Annotated in this window: 21 protein-coding genes; all 21 read right to left on the minus strand. The window is 68.2% G+C overall.

Going from position 1 to position 23,265, the window contains the following annotated elements; all coding sequences use genetic code 11:
• Window positions 1-1,443: a F0F1 ATP synthase subunit beta gene (gene atpD / locus ACGFSB_RS35685; RefSeq protein WP_393408250.1), complete on the minus strand. Its 1,443-nt coding sequence runs from the start codon at window positions 1,441-1,443 to the stop codon at window positions 1-3.
• Window positions 1,443-2,360: a F0F1 ATP synthase subunit gamma gene (locus ACGFSB_RS35690; protein WP_393408252.1), complete on the minus strand. Its 918-nt coding sequence runs from the start codon at window positions 2,358-2,360 to the stop codon at window positions 1,443-1,445. The genes atpD and ACGFSB_RS35690 overlap by 1 nt, the downstream gene beginning before the upstream one ends.
• 20 nt (window positions 2,361-2,380) lie before the next feature.
• Complete coding sequence (atpA, locus tag ACGFSB_RS35695; RefSeq protein WP_393408255.1) at window positions 2,381-3,979, minus strand: F0F1 ATP synthase subunit alpha; 1,599 nt, start codon at window positions 3,977-3,979, stop codon at window positions 2,381-2,383.
• Window positions 3,980-4,105: 126 nt separating this feature from the next.
• Window positions 4,106-4,927, minus strand: a complete 822-nt coding sequence (locus ACGFSB_RS35700; RefSeq protein ID WP_393408257.1) for a F0F1 ATP synthase subunit delta — start codon at window positions 4,925-4,927, stop codon at window positions 4,106-4,108.
• Complete coding sequence (locus ACGFSB_RS35705; RefSeq protein WP_393408259.1) at window positions 4,924-5,472, minus strand: F0F1 ATP synthase subunit B; 549 nt, start codon at window positions 5,470-5,472, stop codon at window positions 4,924-4,926. Before ACGFSB_RS35705 ends, ACGFSB_RS35700 begins: the two co-directional genes overlap by 4 nt.
• A 39-nt stretch (window positions 5,473-5,511) precedes the next feature.
• Window positions 5,512-5,751: an ATP synthase F0 subunit C gene (gene atpE / locus ACGFSB_RS35710; RefSeq protein WP_361820963.1), complete on the minus strand. Its 240-nt coding sequence runs from the start codon at window positions 5,749-5,751 to the stop codon at window positions 5,512-5,514.
• Between the two features lie 76 nt (window positions 5,752-5,827).
• Window positions 5,828-6,598: a F0F1 ATP synthase subunit A gene (gene atpB, locus ACGFSB_RS35715; protein ID WP_393408322.1), complete on the minus strand. Its 771-nt coding sequence runs from the start codon at window positions 6,596-6,598 to the stop codon at window positions 5,828-5,830.
• A gap of 276 nt (window positions 6,599-6,874) precedes the next feature.
• A complete protein-coding gene (locus ACGFSB_RS35720; protein ID WP_393408261.1) occupies window positions 6,875-7,312 on the minus strand; it encodes a hypothetical protein in 438 nt (145 codons plus the stop codon).
• 260 nt (window positions 7,313-7,572) lie between these two features.
• The gene (locus tag ACGFSB_RS35725) at window positions 7,573-8,904 is read right to left on the minus strand and encodes an MraY family glycosyltransferase (RefSeq protein ID WP_393408264.1); all 1,332 of its coding nucleotides are present in this window, start codon (window positions 8,902-8,904) and stop codon (window positions 7,573-7,575) included.
• Between the two features lie 130 nt (window positions 8,905-9,034).
• A complete protein-coding gene (gene glyA / locus ACGFSB_RS35730; RefSeq protein WP_393408267.1) occupies window positions 9,035-10,312 on the minus strand; it encodes a serine hydroxymethyltransferase in 1,278 nt (425 codons plus the stop codon).
• A gap of 156 nt (window positions 10,313-10,468) precedes the next feature.
• Window positions 10,469-11,110 (minus strand): protein-tyrosine-phosphatase, encoded by a 642-nt coding sequence (locus tag ACGFSB_RS35735; RefSeq protein ID WP_393408269.1) that lies wholly within the window; start codon window positions 11,108-11,110, stop codon window positions 10,469-10,471.
• Window positions 11,107-11,754 (minus strand): L-threonylcarbamoyladenylate synthase, encoded by a 648-nt coding sequence (locus ACGFSB_RS35740; protein ID WP_135331177.1) that lies wholly within the window; start codon window positions 11,752-11,754, stop codon window positions 11,107-11,109. The genes ACGFSB_RS35735 and ACGFSB_RS35740 overlap by 4 nt, the downstream gene beginning before the upstream one ends.
• 47 nt (window positions 11,755-11,801) lie before the next feature.
• Window positions 11,802-12,647, minus strand: a complete 846-nt coding sequence (gene prmC / locus ACGFSB_RS35745) for a peptide chain release factor N(5)-glutamine methyltransferase (protein WP_393408272.1) — start codon at window positions 12,645-12,647, stop codon at window positions 11,802-11,804.
• Between the two features lie 37 nt (window positions 12,648-12,684).
• Entirely contained in the window at window positions 12,685-13,761 is a 1,077-nt protein-coding gene (gene prfA, locus ACGFSB_RS35750; RefSeq protein WP_393408275.1) for a peptide chain release factor 1, read from the minus strand.
• Between the two features lie 145 nt (window positions 13,762-13,906).
• Entirely contained in the window at window positions 13,907-14,128 is a 222-nt protein-coding gene (gene rpmE, locus ACGFSB_RS35755; RefSeq protein WP_351163871.1) for a 50S ribosomal protein L31, read from the minus strand.
• Window positions 14,129-14,276: 148 nt separating this feature from the next.
• Complete coding sequence (locus ACGFSB_RS35760) at window positions 14,277-15,398, minus strand: LCP family protein (RefSeq protein ID WP_393408278.1); 1,122 nt, start codon at window positions 15,396-15,398, stop codon at window positions 14,277-14,279.
• Between the two features lie 326 nt (window positions 15,399-15,724).
• On the minus strand, window positions 15,725-17,824 hold the full coding sequence (rho, locus tag ACGFSB_RS35765) for a transcription termination factor Rho (protein ID WP_393408280.1): 2,100 nt from the start codon (window positions 17,822-17,824) through the stop codon (window positions 15,725-15,727).
• A 372-nt stretch (window positions 17,825-18,196) separates the two neighbouring features.
• Window positions 18,197-19,114, minus strand: coding sequence for a homoserine kinase (gene thrB / locus ACGFSB_RS35770; protein ID WP_393408283.1), 918 nt, complete (start codon window positions 19,112-19,114; stop codon window positions 18,197-18,199).
• Window positions 19,115-19,346: 232 nt separating this feature from the next.
• The gene (gene thrC / locus ACGFSB_RS35775) at window positions 19,347-20,405 is read right to left on the minus strand and encodes a threonine synthase (RefSeq protein WP_393408286.1); all 1,059 of its coding nucleotides are present in this window, start codon (window positions 20,403-20,405) and stop codon (window positions 19,347-19,349) included.
• Between the two features lie 6 nt (window positions 20,406-20,411).
• Window positions 20,412-21,704, minus strand: a complete 1,293-nt coding sequence (locus ACGFSB_RS35780; RefSeq protein WP_393408288.1) for a homoserine dehydrogenase — start codon at window positions 21,702-21,704, stop codon at window positions 20,412-20,414.
• A 160-nt stretch (window positions 21,705-21,864) separates the two neighbouring features.
• Window positions 21,865-23,256 carry a diaminopimelate decarboxylase gene (lysA, locus tag ACGFSB_RS35785; protein ID WP_393408291.1) on the minus strand — a complete coding sequence of 464 codons (1,392 nt, stop codon included), beginning with the start codon at window positions 23,254-23,256 and terminating at the stop codon, window positions 21,865-21,867.
• Window positions 23,257-23,265: the final 9 nt, after the last annotated feature.

Here is a 23,265-nt window from a genome sequence, read left to right on the forward strand (position 1 = left end):
TCAGGAGACGCCGAGTTCCTTGGCGTTCGCCTTCAGGTCCTCGATGCCACCGCACATGAAGAACGCCTGCTCGGGGAAGTGGTCGTAGTCCCCGTCGATGATCGCGTTGAACGCGACGATCGACTCGTCGAGCGGTACGTCCGAACCGTCAAGGCCGGTGAACTGCTTGGCGGCGTGGGTGTTCTGCGACAGGAAGCGCTCGACGCGACGGGCGCGCTGAACGACCAGCTTGTCCTCTTCGCTGAGCTCGTCGATGCCGAGGATCGCGATGATGTCCTGGAGGTCCTTGTACTTCTGCAGGGTGCCCTTGACACGCATGGCGGTGTCGTAGTGGTCCTGCGCGATGTAGCGGGGGTCCAGGATGCGGGACGTCGAGTCCAGCGGGTCGACCGCCGGGTAGATGCCCTTCTCCGAGATCGGACGCGACAGCACGGTCGTCGCGTCGAGGTGCGCGAAGGTCGTGGCCGGGGCCGGGTCGGTGAGGTCGTCCGCGGGGACGTAGATCGCCTGCATCGAGGTGATCGAGTGACCACGCGTCGAGGTGATGCGCTCCTGGAGGAGGCCCATCTCGTCGGCCAGGTTCGGCTGGTAGCCCACCGCGGAGGGCATACGGCCGAGCAGGGTCGAGACCTCGGAACCGGCCTGCGTGAAGCGGAAGATGTTGTCGATGAAGAACAGCACGTCCTGCTTCTGCACATCGCGGAAGTACTCCGCCATGGTCAGACCGGCGAGCGCGACACGCAGACGCGTGCCCGGCGGCTCGTCCATCTGGCCGAAGACCAGGGCGGTCTTGTCCAGAACGCCCGACTCTTCCATCTCGTCGATGAGGTCGTTGCCCTCACGGGTGCGCTCGCCGACACCGGCGAACACGGAAACGCCCTCGTGCAGCTTGGCCACACGCATGATCATTTCCTGGATGAGGACGGTCTTGCCGACGCCCGCACCACCGAACAGACCGATCTTGCCGCCCTTGACGTACGGGGTCAGCAGGTCGACGACCTTCAGGCCGGTCTCGAACATCTCGGTCTTGGACTCGAGCTGGTCGAAGGCCGGGGCCTTGCGGTGGATCGGCCAGCGCTCGGTGACCTCAGCCTCGGCCTCCGGGTGGTTCAGGATCGCGCCGAGGGTGTTGAACACCTTGCCCTTGGTGATGTCACCGACGGGGACGGTGATGCCCTCGCCCGTGTTGGTCACCGGGGCCTGGCGGACCAGACCGTCGGTGGGCTGCATCGAGATGGCGCGGATGATGCCGTCGCCGAGGTGCTGGGCAACCTCGAGCGTCAGCGTCTTCAGCTCGCCGTCCTTGGCCGGGTCGGCCACCTCGACGTGCAGGGCGTTGTAGATCTCCGGCATGGCGTCGACGGGGAACTCCACGTCGACGACCGGGCCGATCACCCGGGCGACGCGGCCCGTGGCAACGGCCGTATCAACAGTGGTCGTCATTACTTGTCACTCCCCGCGTTCGCGTCGGCCAGGGCGCTGGCACCACCGACGATCTCGCTGATTTCCTGGGTGATTTCGGCCTGTCGGGCCGCGTTGGCAGAGCGGGTGAGCGCGTTGATGAGGTCACCCGCGTTGTCGGTCGCCGACTTCATCGCGCGGCGCGTGGCGGCGTGCTTGGAAGCAGCCGACTGGAGCAGCGCGTTGTAGATACGGCTCTCGACGTAGCGCGGCAGCAGGGCGTCGAGGACGTCCTCCGCCGACGGCTCGAAGTCGTACAGCGGGCGGGCCTCGTCCTTCGTGCCCGCCTCTTCCGCGACCTTCTCGAGGCTGAGCGGGAGCAGCCGGGAACCGACCGCTTCCTGCGTCATCATCGAGATGAACTCGGTGTAGACGATGTGGAGTTCATCCACGCCGCCCTCGGCCGAGTCCTTCTCGATGGCCTCGATCAGGGGTGCGGCGATCGTCTTGGCGTCCGCGTAGGACGGGGCATCCGTGAAGCCCGTCCACTGCCCGGCGATCTTCCGCTCACGGAAGTTGTAGTGCGCGATGCCACGGCGGCCGACGACGTACGTGTCGACCTCCTTGCCCTCGTCCTGCAACTTCTTGGTGAGCTTCTCCGCACCCTTGATGGCGTTGGAGTTGAAGGCGCCGGCCAGACCGCGGTCGCTCGAGAGGAGCAGAACAGCGGCCCGGGTCGGAGCCTCGGCCTCGGTGGTCAGCGGGTGCTTGTTGTTGGCACCCGCACCCACCGCGGTGACCGCGCGCGTGAGCTCGGTCGCGTACGGAGTGGAGGCCACCACCTTGCGCTGTGCCTTGACGACACGCGAGGCGGCGATCATCTCCATCGCCTTGGTGATCTTCTTGGTCGCGGTGACGGATTTGATGCGACGCTTGTAGACCCGGAGCTGAGCTCCCATGAGTCAGTTCCTTTCCGTCGTCACTTGGACGCGTCGACGGCGGCCGGAGCGTCCTCGCCGAGCAGCTTGCCGTCCGAGGTCTCGAACTGCTTCTTGAACTCGGCGACGGCGTCGGTGATGGCCGTGATCGTGTCGTCGTTCATCTTGCCGCCCTCCTTGATGGAGGTCATCAAGCCCTGCTCCTTGCGGTGCATGTAATCGAGCAGCTCGCGCTCGAAACGCTTGATGTCGGCGACCGGTACCTCGTCCATACGGCCCGTGGTGCCGGCCCAGATCGAGATGACCTGGTCCTCGGTGGCCATCGGCTGGTACTGAGCCTGCTTGAGCAGCTCGACCATGCGCGTACCGCGCTCGAGGGAGGCCTTCGACGCGGCGTCCAGGTCGGAACCGAAGGCGGCGAACGCCTCGAGCTCACGGAACTGGGCGAGGTCCACGCGCAGACGTCCCGACACCTGGCGGATCGCCCTGTGCTGGGCGGAGCCACCGACACGCGAGACCGAGATACCGACGTTCAGGGCCGGACGCTGACCGGCGTTGAACAGGTCGGACTCCAGGAAGCACTGACCGTCGGTGATGGAGATGACGTTGGTCGGAATGAACGCCGACACGTCGTTCGCCTTGGTCTCGACGATCGGGAGACCCGTCATCGAGCCCTTGCCCATCTCGTCCGACAGCTTCGCGCAGCGCTCGAGCAGACGCGAGTGCACGTAGAAGACGTCACCCGGGTAGGCCTCGCGCCCCGGCGGGCGGCGGAGCAGCAGGGACATCGCGCGGTAGGCGTCGGCCTGCTTCGAGAGGTCGTCGAAGATGATGAGGACGTGCTTGCCCTCGTACATCCAATGCTGGCCGATGGCCGAACCGGTGTAGGGCGCCAGGTACTTGAAGCCCGCCGGGTCGGACGCCGGGGCGGCGACGATGGTCGTGTACTCCAGCGCGCCGGCCTCTTCGAGGGCACCGCGCACGGAGGCGATGGTGGAGCCCTTCTGACCGATGGCGACGTAGATGCAGCGCACCTGCTTGTTCACGTCGCCCGAGCGCCAGTTGTCGCGCTGGTTGATGATCGTGTCGACGGCCAGGGCGGTCTTGCCGGTCTGGCGGTCACCGATGATCAGCTGACGCTGGCCACGGCCGATCGGGGTCATCGCGTCGACGGCCTTGTAGCCGGTCTCCATCGGCTCGTGCACCGACTTGCGGTCCATGACCGTGGGTGCCTGCAGCTCGAGGGCGCGGCGTCCGGACGTCTCGATCTCGCCGAGGCCGTCGATCGGGGTGCCGAGCGGGTTGACGACACGGCCGAGGTAGCCCTCGCCCACCGCGACGGACAGGACCTCGCCGGTACGGGTGACCGGCTGGCCCTCTTCGATGCCGCTGAACTCGCCGAGTACGACGGCGCCGATCTCGCGCTCCTCAAGGTTGAGGGCGAGACCGAGGGTGCCGTCCTCGAACTTCAGCAGCTCGTTTGCCATGGCCGAGGGGAGGCCCTCGACCTTCGCGATGCCGTCACCGGCAACGGTGACCGAACCGACCTCCTCGCGCGAGGCCGCGTCCGGCTTGTACGCCTGGACAAAGTTCTCCAGTGCGTCCCGGATCTCCTCCGGCCGGATCGTGAGCTCCGCCATCTGGGTTCCCTGCTCTCCTTGTTGGGCCCGAAGTTTCACTTTGGGGGTCTGGGGACTCCCCCCAAGTAAGGGTGAATCCTCTGCACGGCCCAACTAGGGCCGTCATTCCTACGTTTTGAGTTACTGCTAGCTCGCCATGCGGCGGTGCGCGTCCTCGAGTCGGTCCGCGATGCTGCCGTTGATGATCTCGTCGCCGATCTGCACCGTGATCCCGCCGATGAGCTCGGGGTCCACGTCGAGGTTCAGGTGCATCTGGCGGCCGTAGACCTTCGCGAGGGCGGCACCGAGGCGCTGCTTCTGCTGGTCCGAAAGCGGAACAGCCGAAGTGACGACGGCGACCATGCGGTCCCGGCGGTCCGCGGCCAGCTTGGACAGGGACTCGAGTCCCGCTTCCAGGCTACGTCCACGGGGCGCGGTCACAAGGCGCTCGACGAGCCGCTCCGTCACCTCGTTGGCACGGCCACCGAGCAGGCTGCGCAGCAGCTCGCTCTTGGCCGCGCCGGTGGCGGCGCGGTCGGTCAGCGCGGAACGCAGGCCGGTGTTCGAGGAGACGATCCGGCCGAACCGGAACAGCTCGTCCTCGACGTCGTCCAGCGCGCCGGACTGCTGCGCACCGGTCAGCTCGGCGAGGTTGGTGAGCTCCTCGAGGGTGTCCACCAGGTCACGCGACTGCGACCAGCGCGAGCGGACCAGGCCGGCCACCAGGTCAGCGGTCTCGCCGCTCACCTGCCCGCCGAGCAGCCGCCCGGCGAGCTCGGCCTTGGCCTCACCGGACTGCGACGGGTCGGTAAGGACCCGGCGCAGTGAGACCTCACGGCTGAACAGCGCGGTGACCGAGGCCAGCTCGTCCGCGAGCCGCTTGGCGTCGACCGACGTGTTGTCGGTCAGCGCGTCAAGACGCTCGCGCGCGGCGGCCAGGGCCTCGCGGCTAGCTCCGTGGGCTGTCATCGAGCAGCCTCGGCCTTCTCCTCGAGGTCATCGAGGAAACGGTCGATGGTGCGGCTCTGCCGTGCGGAGTCCTCGAGGGACTCACCGACGAGCTTGCCGGCCAGGTCGGTGGCCAGCTGGCCCACGTCCTGACGCAGCGACTGCGCGGCGGCCTTGCGGTCGGCGGCGAGCTGCGTGTGACCGGCGGCGACGATCTCCTCACGCTGCCGCTGGCCTTCGGCGCGCATCTCGGCGATGAGCGTGGCGCCCTGCTCCTGCGCCTCCTGGCGCAGACGCGCGGCCTCGTGCCGAGCCTCGGCGAGCTGAGCGGTGTACTGCTCGAGCACGCTCTGGGCCTCGGTCTGAGCGGCCTCGGCCTTCTCGATACCGCCTTCGATTGCCTCGCGGCGCTCATCCAGAACCTTGTTGATGTTCGGGAGGAGCTTCTTCCAGAAGAAGAAGAAGACGATGGCGAAGGCGATGGCGCCGACGAGCAGCTCAGGGCCCGGCGGGATGAGAGGATTCTGCTCCTCTTCGGCCGCCAGCTGAACCAGGTTGGCGATCACATCAATGCCTTTCGTCGAAAAGTGTCAGGTAGCTGTTGTCTAGCGACCGAACACGAACGGCATGACGATGCCGATGAGGGCGAGCGCCTCACAGAAGGCGAAGCCGAGGATCTGGTTGGCACGGATCAGGCCGGCCGCTTCGGGCTGACGGGCCAGGGCCTCGGTGCCCTTACCGAAAACGATACCGACGCCGATGCCGGGGCCGATCGCGGCGAGGCCGTAGCCGATGGAGCCGAGGGAGCCGGAGACGCCTGCGGCGAGTTCGAGGGTCGCGGACATGCCGTTACTTCCTTCTCTTTCATGGACCGGTGGGGGTTGGCCACCGGGCGATCTGGGGGCTTGATGGCCGGGTGACTCAGTGGTGCTCGGCGAGAGCGCCCTGAATGTACGTGCTGGCGAGGAGTACGAAGACGTACGCCTGGACCGCCTGCACGAAGAGCTCGAAGAGGATCATGGCCACGGTCATCACGAAGGAGACACCGGCGGCCGGGATCATGAAGCTGTTCAGCAGGTACCAGGAGGCGACGGTGAACATCACCAGCATCAGGTGACCTGCGAACATGTTGGCGAAGAGTCGCACCGCGTGCGTGAAGGGACGCACGAGCAGGTTCGAGAAGAACTCGATGAACGACACGAGCCACTTGATCGGACCGAGCGAGTTGTCGTAGCCCGTGATGTTCTTCCAACCGCCCACGAAGCCGTGGCGCTTGAAAGTCAGGGAAACCCAGATCACGTAGACCAGGAGCGCGAGTACGACGGGGTACGCGATGATCGACGAGACCGGGAACTGGGCCAGCGGGATCACGGACCAGATGTTCATGATCCAGATGAAGAAGAACATCGAGACCATCAGGGGGACGTACTTCTCGCCCTCCTTCTTGCCCATGGTCTCGTAGACGATCCCGCGGCGGACGAAGTCGTATCCGGCCTCCGCGGCCATCTGTAGCTTGCCCGGGACGACCTTGGCCTTGCCGAACGCCGCGTAGAAGAAGCTGACGACCAGGAGCGTCGTCAGCAACGCCAGCAGCATCACCTTGTTGAACTCGAACCCACCGACGGTGAAGATCGGCTTGAAGAGGAACGAGTGCAAGCCCGGGGAGGGGAAGCCACAGCCGTTGTCGGACATGATCCGACAGCTCCACTTAAAGGCGAGCTCAGTTTGGTCAGCACTCACCGCGGGCTCCTTCGGCGTGACGCATAGGTACGGCAACCTCGTTGTCGTGTCGGCGCGGCGCGCAGCCGCGGTTCGGCACCAGACTGGTGTTTCGGATGTGGGCGCGGCGTTCAGGCATCGAGCCTCGCGATTGTGCAGGCGTCAGCTCAGATGCCCGCGCCGGCAGTGCCGCAGTTGGCACCGGACGATAGCAGTAACGCGAACGCGCGTTTATCCCGCCCCTACCCTTCACGTCGAGGACCCCGACTTCTCCGGCTTGTCCTTCTGCTCGGAGTCGGGATCGACATAAAGGATCTTGGCCTTCATGAACGCGCGGGCCTGCGAAGCCATCCACACGACGGTCGCGACCACAAGCCCCACGGCGAACGCCTTGGGGTTGAACAACGTGGTGTCCTTGAAGAGGGCCACGAAGACAAGAAGCAGCAGGAGTTGGGCGACGTAGAGCATCAGCCCCATCGCCTGGAACAACTGCGGAAGCGATTTCGCCGTGCGTTGAAGTGCGAACATCCCGAGCCCCATGAAGGCGATGACCACCAATGTGCCGATGACCGCACCGAGCGCTCCCTTGCCGCCCGCGACCACACCACTGACGACGGCGACGATCGCGCCGGCGGCAGCAGTAGGTACTGCGGACTGAAGAAGAGTTCGGGTGTCTTGAGACGGCATGGCGGCGCTCCGCTTACTGATGGGGGCAGGGTGTCGTCATGGACGAGCGTAGTCCGGGGTCGAGAGTGTTCCTCGGGCCAATGGACCGTCGCACTACGGTCCTTCGGCTCTAGCCCCTGGTTTCGTGAACGGTATCACAAACTATTTGATGAGGTCTTTACCTGGTAGGTGTGCTCGCCGTCACACATGAGAGTGACTCTGCGCGTCTGTGCACGCAGCGCGGCAACTTGTCTGGTAATGGGCGAGTTTGACGGCACCCCTCAACTCGACGAGCCGGCCTTGTGTCGATCCTCGAAGCGCGAGCGAGTGCCAACGGCCGTCGCCCCGTTGACGCCTGAGTCGGCCGGAGGGCGGCCTTCCGCCTCTACCTCCGCGTCCTTCATGCCCGTTTCGTCCGTCGCGGGCGCCTCCGCCGCGGCCCTCTTGCGCCGCCGGTAGCGCGGCGGCACGAAGGACTCCGCCCAGCGCGGGATGTGCGGCGTGAACCGCGGCAGGAGGAGCAGCACGAGGCCCACCGCGCTCAGCGCGACGATCACGAGCAGGATCCACATGCTGGCCGAGTGGACCGAGTACGCGACCGTGCCGAAGCCGATGAGCGCCGACCAGAAGTACATGATCAGCACCGCACGGCTGTGGGAGTGGCCGATCTCCAGGAGCCGGTGGTGGAGGTGGCCCCGGTCGGCGGCGAACGGCGACTTGCCATTCCAGGTGCGGCGGACGATCGCGAGCACCAGGTCGGCGAACGGGATCGCGATGATCGTCAGCGGCATCAGGAGCGGGATGAAGACCGGGAGCATCGCGTGGGTGGCATCGCGGGTGCCGCCGAAGTTCAGCTTCAGGGCGTCACCGTCGATCTGCCCTGTGGCGGAGATCGCACCCGCCGCGAGGACGAGGCCGATCAGCATCGAGCCGGAGTCCCCCATGAAGATCCGGGCGGGATGGATGTTGTGCGGCAGGAAGCCCAGGCACATGCCGATCAGGATCGCGGCGAAGAGCGTCGCGGGGGCGGCGGCCTCGATGCCGTAGCCGTACCAGAGGCGGTAGGCGTACAGGAAGAACGCGGACGCCGCGATGCACACCATGCCCGCGGCCAGGCCGTCCAGGCCGTCCACGAAGTTCACGGCGTTGATGGTGATGACGACGAGCGCGACCGTCAGGAGCGTGCCCTGCCCCTGGTCCAGGAGGACCATGCCGTAGCCGGGGACGGGGATCCACAGGATCGTCAGGCCCTGGATGACCATGACGCCCGCAGCGATCATCTGGCCGCCCAGCTTGATCAGCGCGTCGATCTCGAACTTGTCGTCCAGGACGCCGATCAGCCAGATCAGCGCGGCACCGGAGAGCAGCGCGCGCGGCTCGTTGGACCGCGCGAAGACATCGTTCAGATTCGGCAGGTGATCGGCGACGAGGAGACCTGCGCACAGCCCGAAGAACATCGCGATACCGCCGAGCCGGGGCGTCGGCTCCCGGTGGACGTCGCGAGCGCGGATCTCCGGCATGGCGCCGGCCACGATCGCGAACTTCCGCACCGGGCCGGTCAGCAAGTAAGTCACCGCGGCCGTGATGCAGAGCGTCAGCAAGTATTCACGCACGGGCTTCCCCACAGGTATCGCTGGCCATCTCAGCCCCACACCCTAGCTCTGCGTGCATATGGGTGGGGACTTCCGGGTAGCGACGATGGTTGCACGAGTACGCGCCTTCCCTTGACGCGTCTACCCCGACCTAGGCCGGATACGGCGGAAATCTTCCCACCAGTTCGCGCACTTCCTCTCGTACTTTCGAGTCCGTCGCGCCCGTCGAGTCGTCACGCACCGCGTCGGCGAAGAGCGCGGCGATCCGCACCATCTCCGCGTCGCCCATTCCCTGGGTGGTGACGGCCGCGGTGCCGAGCCGCAGCCCGCGTCCGTCGCCGTACGGCAGGGCACAGGTGTCGAGGACGAGTCCCGCCGCGGCGAGCCTGCCGCGAGCGGTGTGCGCGTCGATGCCGAGCGGTGCGGGGTCGGCGAGGATCAGGTGGGTGTCCGTGCCGCCGGTGGTGACGGTGCAGCCCGCGTCGGCGAGCGCACGGGCCAGGGTGCGTGCGTTGGCGACGACTTGATGGGCGTACCCGGTGAAGGCGGGAGTCTCCGCCTCGCCGAACGCGACGGCCTTGGCGGCGATCGTGTGCATCTGGGCGCCGCCCTGGGTGAAGGGGAACACGGCGCGGTCGATACGTGAGGCGAGCTCGGCCCCGCAGAGGATCAGGCCGCCTCGCGGGCCGCGGAGCACCTTGTGGGTGGTGGCGCAGACGACGTCGGCGTACGGCACGGGGTTCGGGGCCGCTCCCCCGGCGATCAGGCCGATGGGGTGAGCCGCGTCGGCGATGAGGTACGCCCCGACGTCGTCGGCGATGTCACGGAAGGCGGCGTAGTCGATGTGCCGGGGGTAGGCGATGGAGCCGCAGACGATCGCCTTCGGCTTGTGGGTGCGGGCCAGGGCCCTGACCTGGTCGAAGTCGATGAGGCCGCTCTCCGGGTCGACTCCGTAGCCCACGAAGTCGAACCAGCGCCCCGAGAAGTTCGCGGGTGAGCCGTGCGTGAGGTGGCCGCCGAACGGCAGGCCCATGGCCAGGACGGTGTCGCCGGGGCGCAGCAGCGCGGCGTACGCGGCGAGGACGGCAGAGGAGCCGGAGTGCGGCTGCACGTTGGCGTGCTCGGCCCCGAAGAGGGCCTTGGCGCGATCGATGGCGATGCGCTCGGCGACGTCCACCAGCTCGCAGCCGCCGTGGTGGCGGGCGCCGGGGTAGCCCTCGGCGTACTTGTTGGCGAGGGGGGAGCCGAGGGCGGCGAGCACCGCGGGCGAGGTGAAGTTCTCGGCGGCGATCAGCTGGAGCGAGGACGCCTGGCGGTCCTGCTCGGCGAGAAGGATCTCGGCCAGCTGGGGGTCCGCGCGGCGGAGCGCGTCGAAGTCAGCGGGCGCGTGCGCCGCGGGGGCGGCGGGTGGGGCGGTGCTGACCGGCATCTTGGGCTCCGGGCCTCGCGAGGGGTGCGGGTCCCTCCAATGTAGGCCTGCCTCACGTCGCCCGCGCGCCGCCAGGCGTGGGCAACGTCGATCACCGGCTTCGCCGAGTTCGTCCTCGATCGCCGGACGGGTTCTCGCAGAAGGTTGGGGAAAGGTTTAAGCCTTGGCCCGCACCCCTGTCAGCGCCGTCACCACCGGGTCGAGCGCCTCGTTGATCTCGTCGCCCACCGAGCGGAAGAAGGGCAGTGGCGCCCCGTAGGGGTCGTACACCTCGTCCGCCTCGGCCGTGGGCGCGAGGAGCCAGCCCCGCAGGGCCGCGGCGGCCCGCACCAGGGCGCGCGCCCGCGCCACCACACCGCCGTCGACATCGGGCAGCGTCGCGGGATCTATGGCCCGTACGAGCCGTGTGAACTCCTTGAGCGTGAACGTGCGGAGGCCCGCCGAGTGGCCCATCGAGATGACCTGCGCCCGGTGGTCCCGGGTGGCCGTCAGGACGAGGTCCGCGCGGATGACGTGCTCGTCCAGGAGCTCGCGCCCCCGGAAGCCGGAGGCGTCCGCGCCGAAGTCGGCGAGCACCGCCTCGGCGTTGGTCTCCATGGGCGCGCCCTCGTGCCCCCACGTGCCCGCGCTCTCCACGATCAGGCCGCCGGTGAGGGGATCGCCCAGGCGGTCGGCCAGGGCATGTCTGGTCAGCCGCTCGGTGATGGGCGAGCGGCATACGTTGCCGGTGCTGACGTGGAGGATGCGGAACGAATCGGGATATGCCGCTATGCCACGCCCCGTCTCAGGGGCTGTCAATTCGCCACCTCGAGGTCGGGTACCACCTTGCGGAGCTCCTCCGCGGTCAGGGCACCCGCGCGCAGCAGGACCGGTACCTTCCCTGTGACGTCGACGATCGACGAGGGGACGATGCCCGGCGTCGGACCGCCGTCGAGGTACACGGAGACGGAGTCCCCGAGCATCTCCTGCGCGGCGTCGCAGTCCTCCGGAGCGGGGTGCCCCGTGAGGTTCGCCGATGAGACCGCCATGGGGCCGACCTCGGTGAGCAGTTCGATGGCGACCGGGTGCAGCGGCATCCGGATCGCGACGGTCCCACGGGTGTCCCCGAGGTCCCACTGGAGCGAGGGCTGCTGCTTGGCGACCAGGGTCAGCGCGCCGGGCCAGAAGGCGTCGACGAGCTCCCAGGCCGACTCGGAGAAGTCGGTGACCAGGCCGTGCAGCGTGTTCGGGGAGCCGATGAGGACAGGGGTGGGCATGTTGCGCCCACGGCCCTTGGCGTCGAGCAGGTCGGCACACGCCTCCGGTGTGAAGGCGTCGGCGCCGATGCCGTAGACGGTGTCGGTGGGCAGCACGACCAGCTCGCCACGGCGGACGGCCGACGCGGCCTCGCGCAGACCGGTCGTACGGTCCGTCGCGTCGTTGGTGTCGTATCGCCGTGCCATCTAACGGGCCTCCTCGTACACGTACTGCTGGCTTGAAGTGGATGTGCTCACGGCATCGCCCTGCGGGCGGTCGCGAACCTCGGCCGGTTGTTGAGGTCGGGGTGGTCGGCCGCGTCGGCCCAGCCCCGCTCCTCGGTGAAGATCCACGGCACCTGGCCGCCCTGGGTGTCGGCGTGCTCGATGACGACGACGCCGCCGGGCCGCAGGAGGCGGTGCGCGGTGCGCTCGATGCCGCGGATCAGGTCGAGGCCGTCCTCGCCGGAGAAGAGCGACAGTTCCGGGTCGTAGTCGCGGGCCTCCGGAGCGACGTACTCCCACTCGGTGAGCGGGATGTACGGCGGGTTCGAGACGACGAGGTCGACCTGTCCTTCGAGCTCCGGAAAGGCGTCACGGGCGTCGCCCTGGGAGAGCTTGACCCGAGACCCCTCGACGTTCTTCCGCGTCCACTTCAGGGCGTCCTCCGAGAGCTCCACGGCGTGCACACGCGAGCGCGGGACCTCCTGCGCCATCGCGAGGGCGATGGCTCCGGAACCCGTACACAGATCGACGATGAGCGGCTCCACGACATCCATCGCGCGCACGGCGTCTATGGCCCACCCGACGACCGACTCGGTCTCGGGGCGGGGCACGAAGACACCGGGTCCGACCTGCAGTTCCAGGTAGCGGAAGAAGGCGCGTCCGGTGATGTGCTGGAGCGGTTCGCGGGCCTCGCGGCGCGCGATCGTCTCCCAGTAGCGGGCGTCGAAGTCGGTGTCCTTGACGGAGTGCAGCTCGCCCCGCTTCACGCCGTGCACGAAGGAGGCGAGTTCCTCGGCGTCGTTGCGCGGCGAGGGCACGCCGGCGTCGGCCAGCCGCTGGGTGGCCTGGGCCACTTCCGCGAGCAGCAGGTTCACGCTGGTCCTCCGGGGCGTCGTACGAGAGATGGGGGCGTCAGGCTGCCGCGAGCTTGGCGGCGGAGTCCGCGTCGACGCAGGCCTGGATGACCGCGTCGAGCTCTCCGTCGAGCACCTGGTCCAAGTTGTACGCCTTGAAGCCGACCCGGTGGTCCGAGATCCGGTTTTCCGGGAAGTTGTACGTCCGGATCTTCTCGGAGCGGTCGACGGTGCGGACCTGGCTGCGACGGGCGTCCGCCGCCTCCTTCTCCGCTTCCTCCTGAGCCGCGGCAAGGAGCCTGGAGCGCAGGATACGCATCGCCTGTTCCTTGTTCTGCAGCTGGCTCTTCTCGTTCTGGCAGGAAGCCACGACTCCGGTGGGCAGGTGCGTGATGCGCACCGCGGAGTCGGTCGTGTTGACGGACTGGCCACCGGGGCCCGACGAGCGGTAGACGTCGATGCGCAGGTCGTTCGCGTGGATCTCGACGTCGACCTCCTCGGCCTCGGGCGTCACGAGGACACCGGCCGCTGAGGTGTGGATCCGGCCCTGCGACTCGGTCGAGGGCACGCGCTGCACGCGGTGCACGCCGCCCTCGTACTTCAGCCGCGCCCAGACGCCCTGTCCCGGCTCGGTCGCGCCGTTGCCGCCCTTGGTCTTCACGGCGACCTGGACGTCCTTGTAGCCGCCCAGCTCGGACTCGGTGGCGTCGATGATCTCGGTCTTCCAGCCGACGCGCTCCGCGTACCGCAGATACATGCGAAGGAGGTCCCCGGCGAAGAGCGCCGACTCGTCGCCGCCCGCGCCCGCCTTGACTTCAAGGATGACGTCCTTGTCGTCGTTGGGGTCACGGGGCACCAGGAGGAGCCGCAGCTTCTCGGTGATCTCCTCGCGCTGCTTCTCCATGTCCTTGACCTCGGCAGCGAACTCCGGGTCCTCGGCGGCCAGTTCACGGGCCGTCGCGATGTCCTCGCCGGTCTGCTTCCAGGCGCGGTACGTCGAGACGATCGGGGTCAGCTCGGCGTAGCGCTTGTTGAGCTTGCGCGCGTTGGCCTGGTCGGCGTGGACCGAGGGGTCCGCGAGCTTCGTCTCCAGATCGGCGTGCTCGCCGATCAGTTCCTCGACCGCCTCGAACATCGGGGGCTCCTGGTTTTCTGCGTTCCTACGCGAAGGTTCTACGCGAAAAGTGGCTGCTGCGTCAGATGTCTGCTGCGTCAGACGGCAAAGCGCCGGTCCCAACCGCCCCCTCCCGGGGGCGGCCGAAGACCGGCGCAGTGGCTCGCTACTTGTTGGCGGCGGCAGCCTTGCCGAAGCGGGCCTCGAAGCGGGCCACGCGGCCACCGGTGTCGAGGATCTTCTGCTTGCCCGTGTAGAACGGGTGGCACTCGGAGCAGACCTCGGCGCGGACGGTGCCGCTGGAGATCGTGCTGCGGGTGGTGAACTCGGCGCCACAGGTACAGCTGACCTGGGTGTCGAAGTACTCGGGGTGGATGTCGCGCTTCAAGGTGTCTCCTAGTTTCGGGAGGACGCCGGGTCGCACGCGCGGATTGCTCGTACGTGAACCGGGGCCGACGGACCAGTCTGCCAGGACTGGTCGCATCTGCCCAAACCGGGGTGGGTTCCGTTCTATTCCCGGCGGGCCGCGAACGCCGCTAGTCGCTGGTCACGACGGAGTGCGCGTCACCCTTGTCACCGGCGGACTTCTCCGTGGCGGACTTGGGGATCGCCTTGTCGGCCTTGAGCGCGGCCCAGACCTGGCGGTCGGCCTTCTCCAGGGGCAGGACGCGGTTGGGGTCGGCGGGATCGTACTGGATGGGCAGCGTGACCATTTTCATGTCGCCCGCGCCGATGCCCTTGAGGCCGCCCGCGAAGCCCGCGAGGCTCTTGACGTCGTTCAGGTCGGAGTCGGTGGTGATGGCGCTGGTCGCGTCGTCCGCGAGGTCGTACATCTTCTTCGGGTTGCTGAAGACGCCGACGTCCTTGACCTGGTTGATCAGAGCCTTGATGAAGGCCTGCTGGAGCTGGATGCGGCCGAGGTCGCTGCCGTCACCGACGCCGTGCCGGGTGCGGACGAGACCGAGGGCCTGCTCGCCGGTGAGCTGGTGCTTTCCGGCCTCGAGGTCCAGATGGCTGTCCTTGTCGTGGATGGCCTTCTTGGTGGTGATCTCGACGCCGCCGAGGGTGTTGATGAGCTTCTTGAAGCCCGTGAAGTCGACCTCTACATAGTGGTCCATCCGGATGCCGGACATTTTCTCCACGGTCTTGACGGCGCAGGCGGGCCCGCCGACCTCGTACGCCGTGTTGAACATCTGCCGCTGACCGCCCGGGTCGTCCTCGCCGTCGTCCGTCTTGCACTCGGGGCGGGATATCAGGGTGTCGCGGGGTATCGAGACGACGCTGGCCGTCTTGTGGCCCTTGTTCACGTGCACGACCATCGCCGTGTCCGAGCGGGCGGCGCCCTCGTCCTTGCCGTACTTGGCGTTGTCGCCGGAGCGGGAGTCCGAGCCGAGGACGAGGATGTCCTGCGAGCCGTTGTCGACGTCCTGGGGGCGGTCCGTGCCGAGCGCCGCGTTGATGTCGACGCCCTTGATGTTGCCGTTGAGCTTGAAGTACACGAAGCCGAGGCCCGCACCACCGAGGACGACCACCGATGCCGCGGTCCATGCCGTGATGACGAGGCCCTTGCGGCGCTTGTCACGCGGCTTACGACGCCGACCGCCACCGCCACGCTGGCGCTTCGGTGTCGTATCCGCGGGTGCGCTCTCGTCGGTCATGTGCTCCTCAGTCCTCGGCGGGCCGGTCGGGTACCCCCTGCTTTCAGGGTCAGGCGCGGTTTGTCGTCACTTGTCAGACGTGGAAACCGAAAGAAGGGTTGCACAGCGAGTTGTGTGCGCCCCAGGCGCGCACCCGTGACGCATCGTGCACTCCCGCACGCCCTTCCAGCTCCTCACCTGCGGTTTCTCGCATCACGGGGCTACTGCCCGTGACCGTAAGAATCTCTTAGGCATGTGGCCAAGGTCATTCCCCACGCAGAGGGCCGCCCCCGTCGTGAGACGGGGGCGGCCCTCTGCGTGCTGCCTGTGTGCTGTGTCCGCGAGGACTAGTCGTTGCCGTTGCTCGGCGTCGTCTTCGCGATCTGCATGAGGAACTCGGCGTTCGACTTCGTCTGCTTCATCTTGTCGAGAAGCAGCTCGATGGCCTGCTGCGAGTCGAGCGCGTGCAGCACCCGGCGCAGCTTCCAGACGATCGCGAGCTCCTCCGCGTTGAGGAGGATCTCTTCCTTACGGGTGGAGGACGCGTCGACGTCCACCGCCGGGAAGATGCGCTTGTCCGAGAGCTTCCGGTCGAGCTTGAGCTCCATGTTGCCGGTGCCCTTGAACTCCTCGAAGATCACCTCGTCCATGCGCGAGCCGGTGTCGACGAGCGCGGTGGCCAGGATGGTCAGCGAGCCGCCGTCCTCGATGTTGCGCGCCGCACCGAAGAAGCGCTTCGGCGGGTAGAGCGCGGTCGAGTCGACACCACCGGACAGGATGCGACCGGAGGCCGGGGCCGCCAGGTTGTACGCACGGCCCAGACGGGTGATCGAGTCGAGCAGCACGACCACGTCGTGACCCAGCTCCACGAGACGCTTGGCGCGCTCGATGGCCAGCTCGGCGACCGTGGTGTGGTCCTCGGCAGGACGGTCGAAGGTCGAGGAGATGACCTCGCCCTTCACCGACCGCTGCATGTCGGTGACCTCTTCCGGACGCTCGTCGACCAGGACGACCATCAGGTGGCATTCGGGGCTGTTGACGGTGATCGCGTTGGCGACCGCCTGAAGGATCATGGTCTTGCCGGTCTTCGGCGGTGCCACGATCAGGCCTCGCTGGCCCTTACCGATCGGCGCTACGAGGTCGATGATCCGGGTGGTGAGGATGCCCGGGTCGGTCTCGAGGCGGAGGCGGTCCTGCGGGTAAAGGGGCGTCAGCTTGTTGAACTCCGGTCGCCCGCGCCCGGATTCGGCCGCCATGCCGTTCGCCGAGTCGAGGCGGACGAGCGCGTTGAACTTCTCGCGGCGCTCGCCGTCCTTGGGCTGACGGACGGCGCCGGTGACGTGGTCCCCCTTGCGCAGGCCGTTCTTGCGGACCTGGGCGAGCGACACGTACACGTCGTTCGGACCCGGGAGGTAACCCGACGTACGAATGAACGCGTAGTTGTCGAGGATGTCCAGGATGCCCGCGACGGGGATCAGTACGTCGTCGTCGGCGACCTGCGGCTCACTCGCACCGCCGAACTCGTCGCGGCCACGACGGCCACGGCGGTCGCGGTAACGGCCACGGCGACCGCGGCGGCCACCCTCGTCGTCGAAGTCGTCCTGCGGTCCGTTGTCCCGCGGTCCGCTGTCCCGCTGCTGACGGTCACCGCGGTCCTGACGGTCGCCGCGCTCCTGGCGGTCCTGACGGCCGCCGCCCTGCTGGCGGTTTCCGCCCTGCTCCTTGTCGTCGCCCTTGTTGCCACGGCGGTCGCGGTCACGGCCACGGCCCTGACGGTCGCGGCCCTGACGGTCGCGGCGGCCCTCGGCGCTGTTGTCGCCGGAGCCTTCGCCCTTGGCCTCGGACTGCGCGTCCGTCCTGGACTCGTTCCTGGCCTCGTTCTTGGCGTCGCCCCTCGGCTCGCTCTTCGCCTCGGCGGTGACCGTCTCCGGGCTGCCCGCGTCGGCGGTGGCGCGGCGACGGCGGCGCTCGCCCTTGTCGGCACCCGCGGGCTGGCCCGGGATGTCGATCTGCTGCTGAGCGGTGGCCTCTTCGGCCTTGCCGCCCGAAGTCTGCTCGCCCTTGTCGGACTTGCTCGCCTTGGCGCTCTTGTCCGCGCCTGCCGGGGCGTCCTCGCCCGTCCGGGCCTTCGAGGTGGCGCGGCGCTTGGGCTTGGTCTCGGCTTCCGCGGCGGGCGCGGCCGAGGCGGAGGGCGCGGCACTCTTCGCGGGGCTGCCCCCGGACTGCGCCTCCTTGATGACCTCGATCAGCTGGCTCTTGCGCATCCGCGCGGTGCCCTTGATACCGAGGCCGGATGCGACCTGCTGGAGTTCCGCCAGCACCATGCCGTCGAGGCCGGTGCCGCGGCGCCGGCGGGAGCCGGCCGAAGCACCGGTGGCAGGCGCCGCAGAGGCGTCCGTGGCGGGCGTGTCGGCAGTCACGCCCATCAGATCGGTGGTGTCGCTCACGAAGGGTCCTTCCCTGGAGCGGACGTCGGCCTGTCTGGCTCGGCGACCGGTTGTGCTGTCCGGAGGTCCTTTGGTGTGTGGACCGTGCCGGGGCGGTGGTCCGCCAACGCGCGGCGGAAGAATTCACTGGTGATGGCGAGTCCCGGTGAGGTGCCACTGATGTGCGGTGTCACTCGGCTCGGTCACGCCGGTTCCGGAGCGTGCTCGGCACCGCTCAGTGCGAGGCACAGAGCAGGTTGGGAGGCTCCCGGAAGGATGGATGTCCCGGACGGGGACACGAAGCACCTCGCCATGGTGGGGTCGGGTGCAGACTTGAGATTAACACTACCGGATCCAACAAACATTCCCCTCTCCAAATCCGGTTACCAGCTGTCACGGCGCAAGCGGCAGCACGCTCGCACCGGTCGCGTCGAGCGCCAGGCGGTTGGCCGCCCAGCCCTCTCCCGCAAGGCGTGCGACCTTGTCGGCCGCACTCTCATCGGCCAGCGCGAGGACCGTGGGTCCGGCGCCGGAGATCATGGCAGGGACGCCGTCCGCGCGCAGGCGCTCCACCAGGGCGGCGCTCTCCGGCATGGCGGGTGCGCGGTACTCCTGGTGGAGGCGGTCCTCGGTGGCGGGGAGCAGCAGCTCGGGGCGCCGTGTCAGCGCCTCTACGAGCAGCGCGGCACGGCCCGCGTTGGCGGCGGCGTCGACGTGCGGGACGGAGCGCGGGAGCAGTCCGCGCGCGGTCTCGGTGAGGACGGGCCTGCCCGGCACGAAGACCACCGGAACGATGGATGCGGCGGGCTCCATCCTGATCGCCCGCGCCGCTCCCCCGTCCATCCAGGAGAGCGTGAAACCGCCGAGCAGACAGGCGGCGACGTTGTCCGGGTGGCCCTCGATCTCGGTGGCGAGCTCGAGCAGGGCGTTGTCGTCGAGCCGGGCGTCACCGCCTATCGTCACGGCGCGCGCGGCGACGATGCCCGCGCAGATGGCGGCGGACGATGAGCCGAGGCCCCGGCCGTGCGGAATGCGGTTGGCACAGACGATTTCAAGCCCGCGCGGCTGTCCGCCGAGCAGGTCGAAGGCGGTACGCAGCGAGCGTACGAGCAGATGCGACTCGTCGCGGGGGAGGGTTTCTCCGCCCTCACCTGCGATGTCGATGTTCAGTCCGGTGTCGGCCACCCGTACGACGACATCGTCGTACAGCCCCAGTGACAGGCCGAGGGCGTCGAAGCCCGGCCCGAGGTTGGCGCTGGTGGCGGGGACGCGCACCCGGACGGCGGCGGCGCGGAACGCGGGACCGGCCATCGCTCGATGACTCTCCTTGAGCTGCGATCTTTTGAGGACTTGCCACGTGATGAGGCACTACCCGGAGGCCGCTCTGCGGCAGCACCGCGGCATATGCGGCGGGGCGGGTTCGGTACAGCCTATCGAAGGAAGGTTCTGTGGCGACATAGGGCGCACAGGAGGCGCACGATGCGTGTCGCAAGCCCCCTGTGCACCCCCTATAGGGAGTTGCGGGATTTAGCCGGTTACGCGATTACGCCAGACCCAGGCGCTCGGCCGCGGCAGCCGAGTCGACCGGAACCGTGACCGGCTGCGGTGCGCCCGCGACGGCCCAGTCCGGGTCCTTGAGGCCGTTTCCGGTGACGGTGCAGACGATGCGCTGCCCCTTGTCGACCTTGCCCTGCTCGGCGGCCTTGAGGAGACCGGCGACCGAAGCAGCTGAGGCGGGCTCGACGAAGACACCCTCCTGGGACGCCAACAGCTTGTAGGCGCGCAGGATCTCACGGTCCGTCACCTCGTCGATGAAGCCGTCCGACTCGTCGCGCGCGTCGAGGGCGTACTGCCAGGACGCGGGGTTGCCGATGCGAATCGCGGTGGCGATCGTCGAGGGGTCCTTGACGATCTCGCCGCGCACGATGGGCGCGGAACCGGAAGCCTGGAAGCCCCACATCCGGGGAGTGCGCGACGACACCGAGTCGGCGGCGTACTCCTTGTAGCCCTTCCAATAGGCCGTGATGTTGCCCGCGTTGCCCACCGGAAGGACGTGGATGTCGGGGGCGTCCCCGAGCGCGTCCACGATCTCGAACGAGGCGGTCTTCTGGCCCTCGATGCGGAACGGGTTCACCGAATTGACCAGCGCCACCGGATAGTTCTCGGAGAGGCTGCGCGCGAGGTTCAGACAGTCGTCGAAGTTGCCGTCGACCTGGAGGATCTTCGAGCCGTAGACGAGCGCCTGGCCCATCTTGCCCAGCGCGATCTTGCCCTGCGGCACGAGGACCGCGCAGACCATTCCGGCCCGTACGGCATAGGCGGCGGCCGAGGCCGACGTGTTGCCGGTGGAGGCGCAGATGACGGCTTTCGCGCCCTCCTCCTTGGCCTTCGTGATCGCCATCGTCATGCCGCGGTCCTTGAAGGACCCGGTCGGGTTGGCACCCTCGACCTTGAGATGGACCTCGCAGCCCGTGCGCTCGGAGAGCACCTGCGCGGGCACGAGCGGCGTGCCGCCCTCGCGAAGCGTCACGACCGGCGTCGTGCCGGAGACCGGAAGACGGTCCCGGTACTCCTCGATGATTCCGCGCCATTGGTGGGTCATTACTGCTTACTCCCCTTCAACCCGCATGATGCTGGCGACACCGCGCACGGTGTCGAGCTTGCGCAGCGCGTCGACGGTGCCGGTGAGGGCGGCGTCGGGCGCGCGGTGGGTGACGACGACGAGAGAGGCCTCGCCGTCCTTGCCCGTCTGACGGACCGTATCGATCGATACGCCGTGCTCGGCGAAGACCGTCGCGACCTGGGCGAGGACGCCCGGCTTGTCGGCTACGTCGAGGCTGATGTGGTACCGCGTGACGACCTCGCCCATGGAGCTCACGGGCAGCTGGGTGTACGCGGATTCGCCGGGCCCGGTGGCTTCACCGAGCTTGTTCCGGCAGACGGCGACGAGGTCGCCGAGAACGGCGGACGCGGTGGGCGAGCCGCCCGCGCCGGGACCGTAGAACATGAGCTGGCCGGCGGCCTCGGCCTCGACGAAGACGGCGTTGTACGCCTCGCGGACCGAGGCGAGCGGGTGGCTGAGCGGAATCATCGCGGGGTGCACGCGCGCGGTCACGGACCCGCCGTCGGCGGCCCGCTCACAGATGGCGAGGAGCTTGATGGTGCAGCCCATGCGCTTCGCGGACGCGAAGTCGGCGGCGGTCACCTCGCTCATGCCCTCGCGGTAGACGTCGTCGAGACGCACGCGCGTGTGGAAGGCGATACCGGCGAGGATCGCGGCCTTGGCCGCGGCGTCGAAGCCTTCGACGTCGGCGGTCGGGTCGGCCTCGGCATACCCGAGCGCGGTGGCCTCGTCGAGGGCTTCCTGGTAGCCCGCGCCCGTCGTGTCCATGGCGTCGAGGATGAAGTTGGTGGTGCCGTTGACGATGCCGAGCACCCGGTTGACCTTGTCGCCGACGAGGGACTCGCGCAGCGGCCGGATCAGCGGGATGGCACCGGCGACGGCAGCCTCGTAATAGAGATCCCGCCCGTGCTCCTCGGCGGCGGCGTGCAGCGCGGCGCCGTCCTGTGCGATGAGCGCCTTGTTGGCGGAGACGACGGACGCGCCGTGCTCGAAGGCGGTGGTGATGAGGGTCCGAGCGGGCTCGATCCCCCCGATGACCTCGACGACGACATCAATGTCACCCCGTTTGACCAGGGCGGTCGCGTCGGTGGTCACGAGGGAGGGATCGATTCCCTCGCGCACCCTCGACGGGCGACGGACGGCGACCCCGGCGAGCTCCACCGGGGCGCCGATCCTGGCCGTGAGGTCGTCGGCGTGCGTCGTCATGATGCGCGCCACCTCTGAGCCGACAACCCCACAGCCCAGCAGCGCCACCTTCAGCGGACGCGTACGCATCATCCGACCTCACTTCTCATACATCTACAGTGGGACCAGTCTCACCCACCGAACCGGAGTTTCTATCCATTGTCCGGATGGTGAGACACCTATTTCACTGGCCGATATCGCTTCGGCCGTGATTTTTTCAGTTCCTTCAGCCTGTTCAGCTTCTTCAGCTTCTTCAGCCGACGTCGAGCCGCAGGAGATCCTCCTCCGTCTCGCGCCGGACGACGACCCGCGCCTCCCCGTCCCGCACGGCGACGACCGGCGGACGCAGGGCGTGGTTGTAGTTGCTCGCCATGGAACGGCAGTACGCACCGGTCGCGGGCACGGCGATGAGGTCACCGGGAGCGAGGTCGGCGGGCAGGAACGCGTCCTTCACCACGATGTCCCCGCTCTCGCAGTGCTTGCCTACGACGCGGACGAGCATCGGCTCGGCATCGGACGTACGCGAGACGAGCGCGACGCTGTACTCGGCGTCGTAGAGCGCGGTACGGATGTTGTCGGACATGCCGCCGTCGACGGAGACGTACGTACGCAGGCCTTCGAGCGGCTTGATGGTGCCGACCTCGTAGAGCGTGAAGGCGGTGGGCCCGACGATGGCGCGACCGGGCTCGACGGAGATACGAGGGGTCCGCAGATCGGCGGCCTCGCACTCGCGCGTCACGATCTCGCCGAGCGCCTTGGCGATCTCGTGCGGCTCGCGCGGGTCGTCCTCGGAGGTGTAGGCGATGCCGAGCCCGCCACCGAGGTCGATCTCGGGAAGCTCGACGCCGTGCTCGTCACGGACCTCGGCGAGCAACTGCACGACGCGCCGGGCCGAGACTTCGAACCCCGCCATGTCGAAGATCTGCGACCCGATGTGCGAATGCACGCCGATGAGCTCGAGCCCGTCCAGCTGAAGCGCACGCCGCACGGCCTCGGCGGCCTGTCCCCCGGCGAGGGCGATGCCGAACTTCTGGTCCTCGTGGGCGGTGGCGATGAACTCGTGGGTGTGGGCCTCGACGCCGACAGTCACGCGGATCTGCACGCGCTGACGGGTGCCGAGCCGGTCGGCGATGTGAGCGACGCGCACGATCTCCTGGAAGGAGTCGAGCACGATGCGTCCGACACCGGCGGCGATGGCCCGCTCGATCTCGTCCTCGGTCTTGTTGTTGCCGTGGAAGGCGATGCGGTCGGCGGGCATACCGGCGGCAAGGGCGGTGGCGAGCTCGCCGCCACTGCACACATCCAGGTTGAGCCCTTCCTCATGCAGCCACCGCACGATCGCGCGCGAGAGGAAGGCCTTACCGGCGTAGAAGACGTCGGCGTCGGAGCCGAAGGCACCGCGCCAGGCGTGGCAGCGGGCGCGAAAGTCGGCCTCGTCCATGAAGTAGGCGGGGGTGCCGAACTCCTCGGCGAGCCGGGTCACTTCGATCCCGCCGACGGTCGCGACGCCATCGGCGTTGCGGCTGACCGTCTGGGACCAGACCTTCGGGTCGAGGGAGTTCAGATCGGCGGCCGGGGCGGTGTAGTGCCCTTCGGGCACTACGTCGGCGTGGCGGGGCCCGGCGGGGTGTGCGGAACGGCTCATGTCGCGGTC

This window comes from Streptomyces sp. NPDC048441 (assembly GCF_043200235.1).
Taxonomy (GTDB): domain Bacteria; phylum Actinomycetota; class Actinomycetes; order Streptomycetales; family Streptomycetaceae; genus Streptomyces.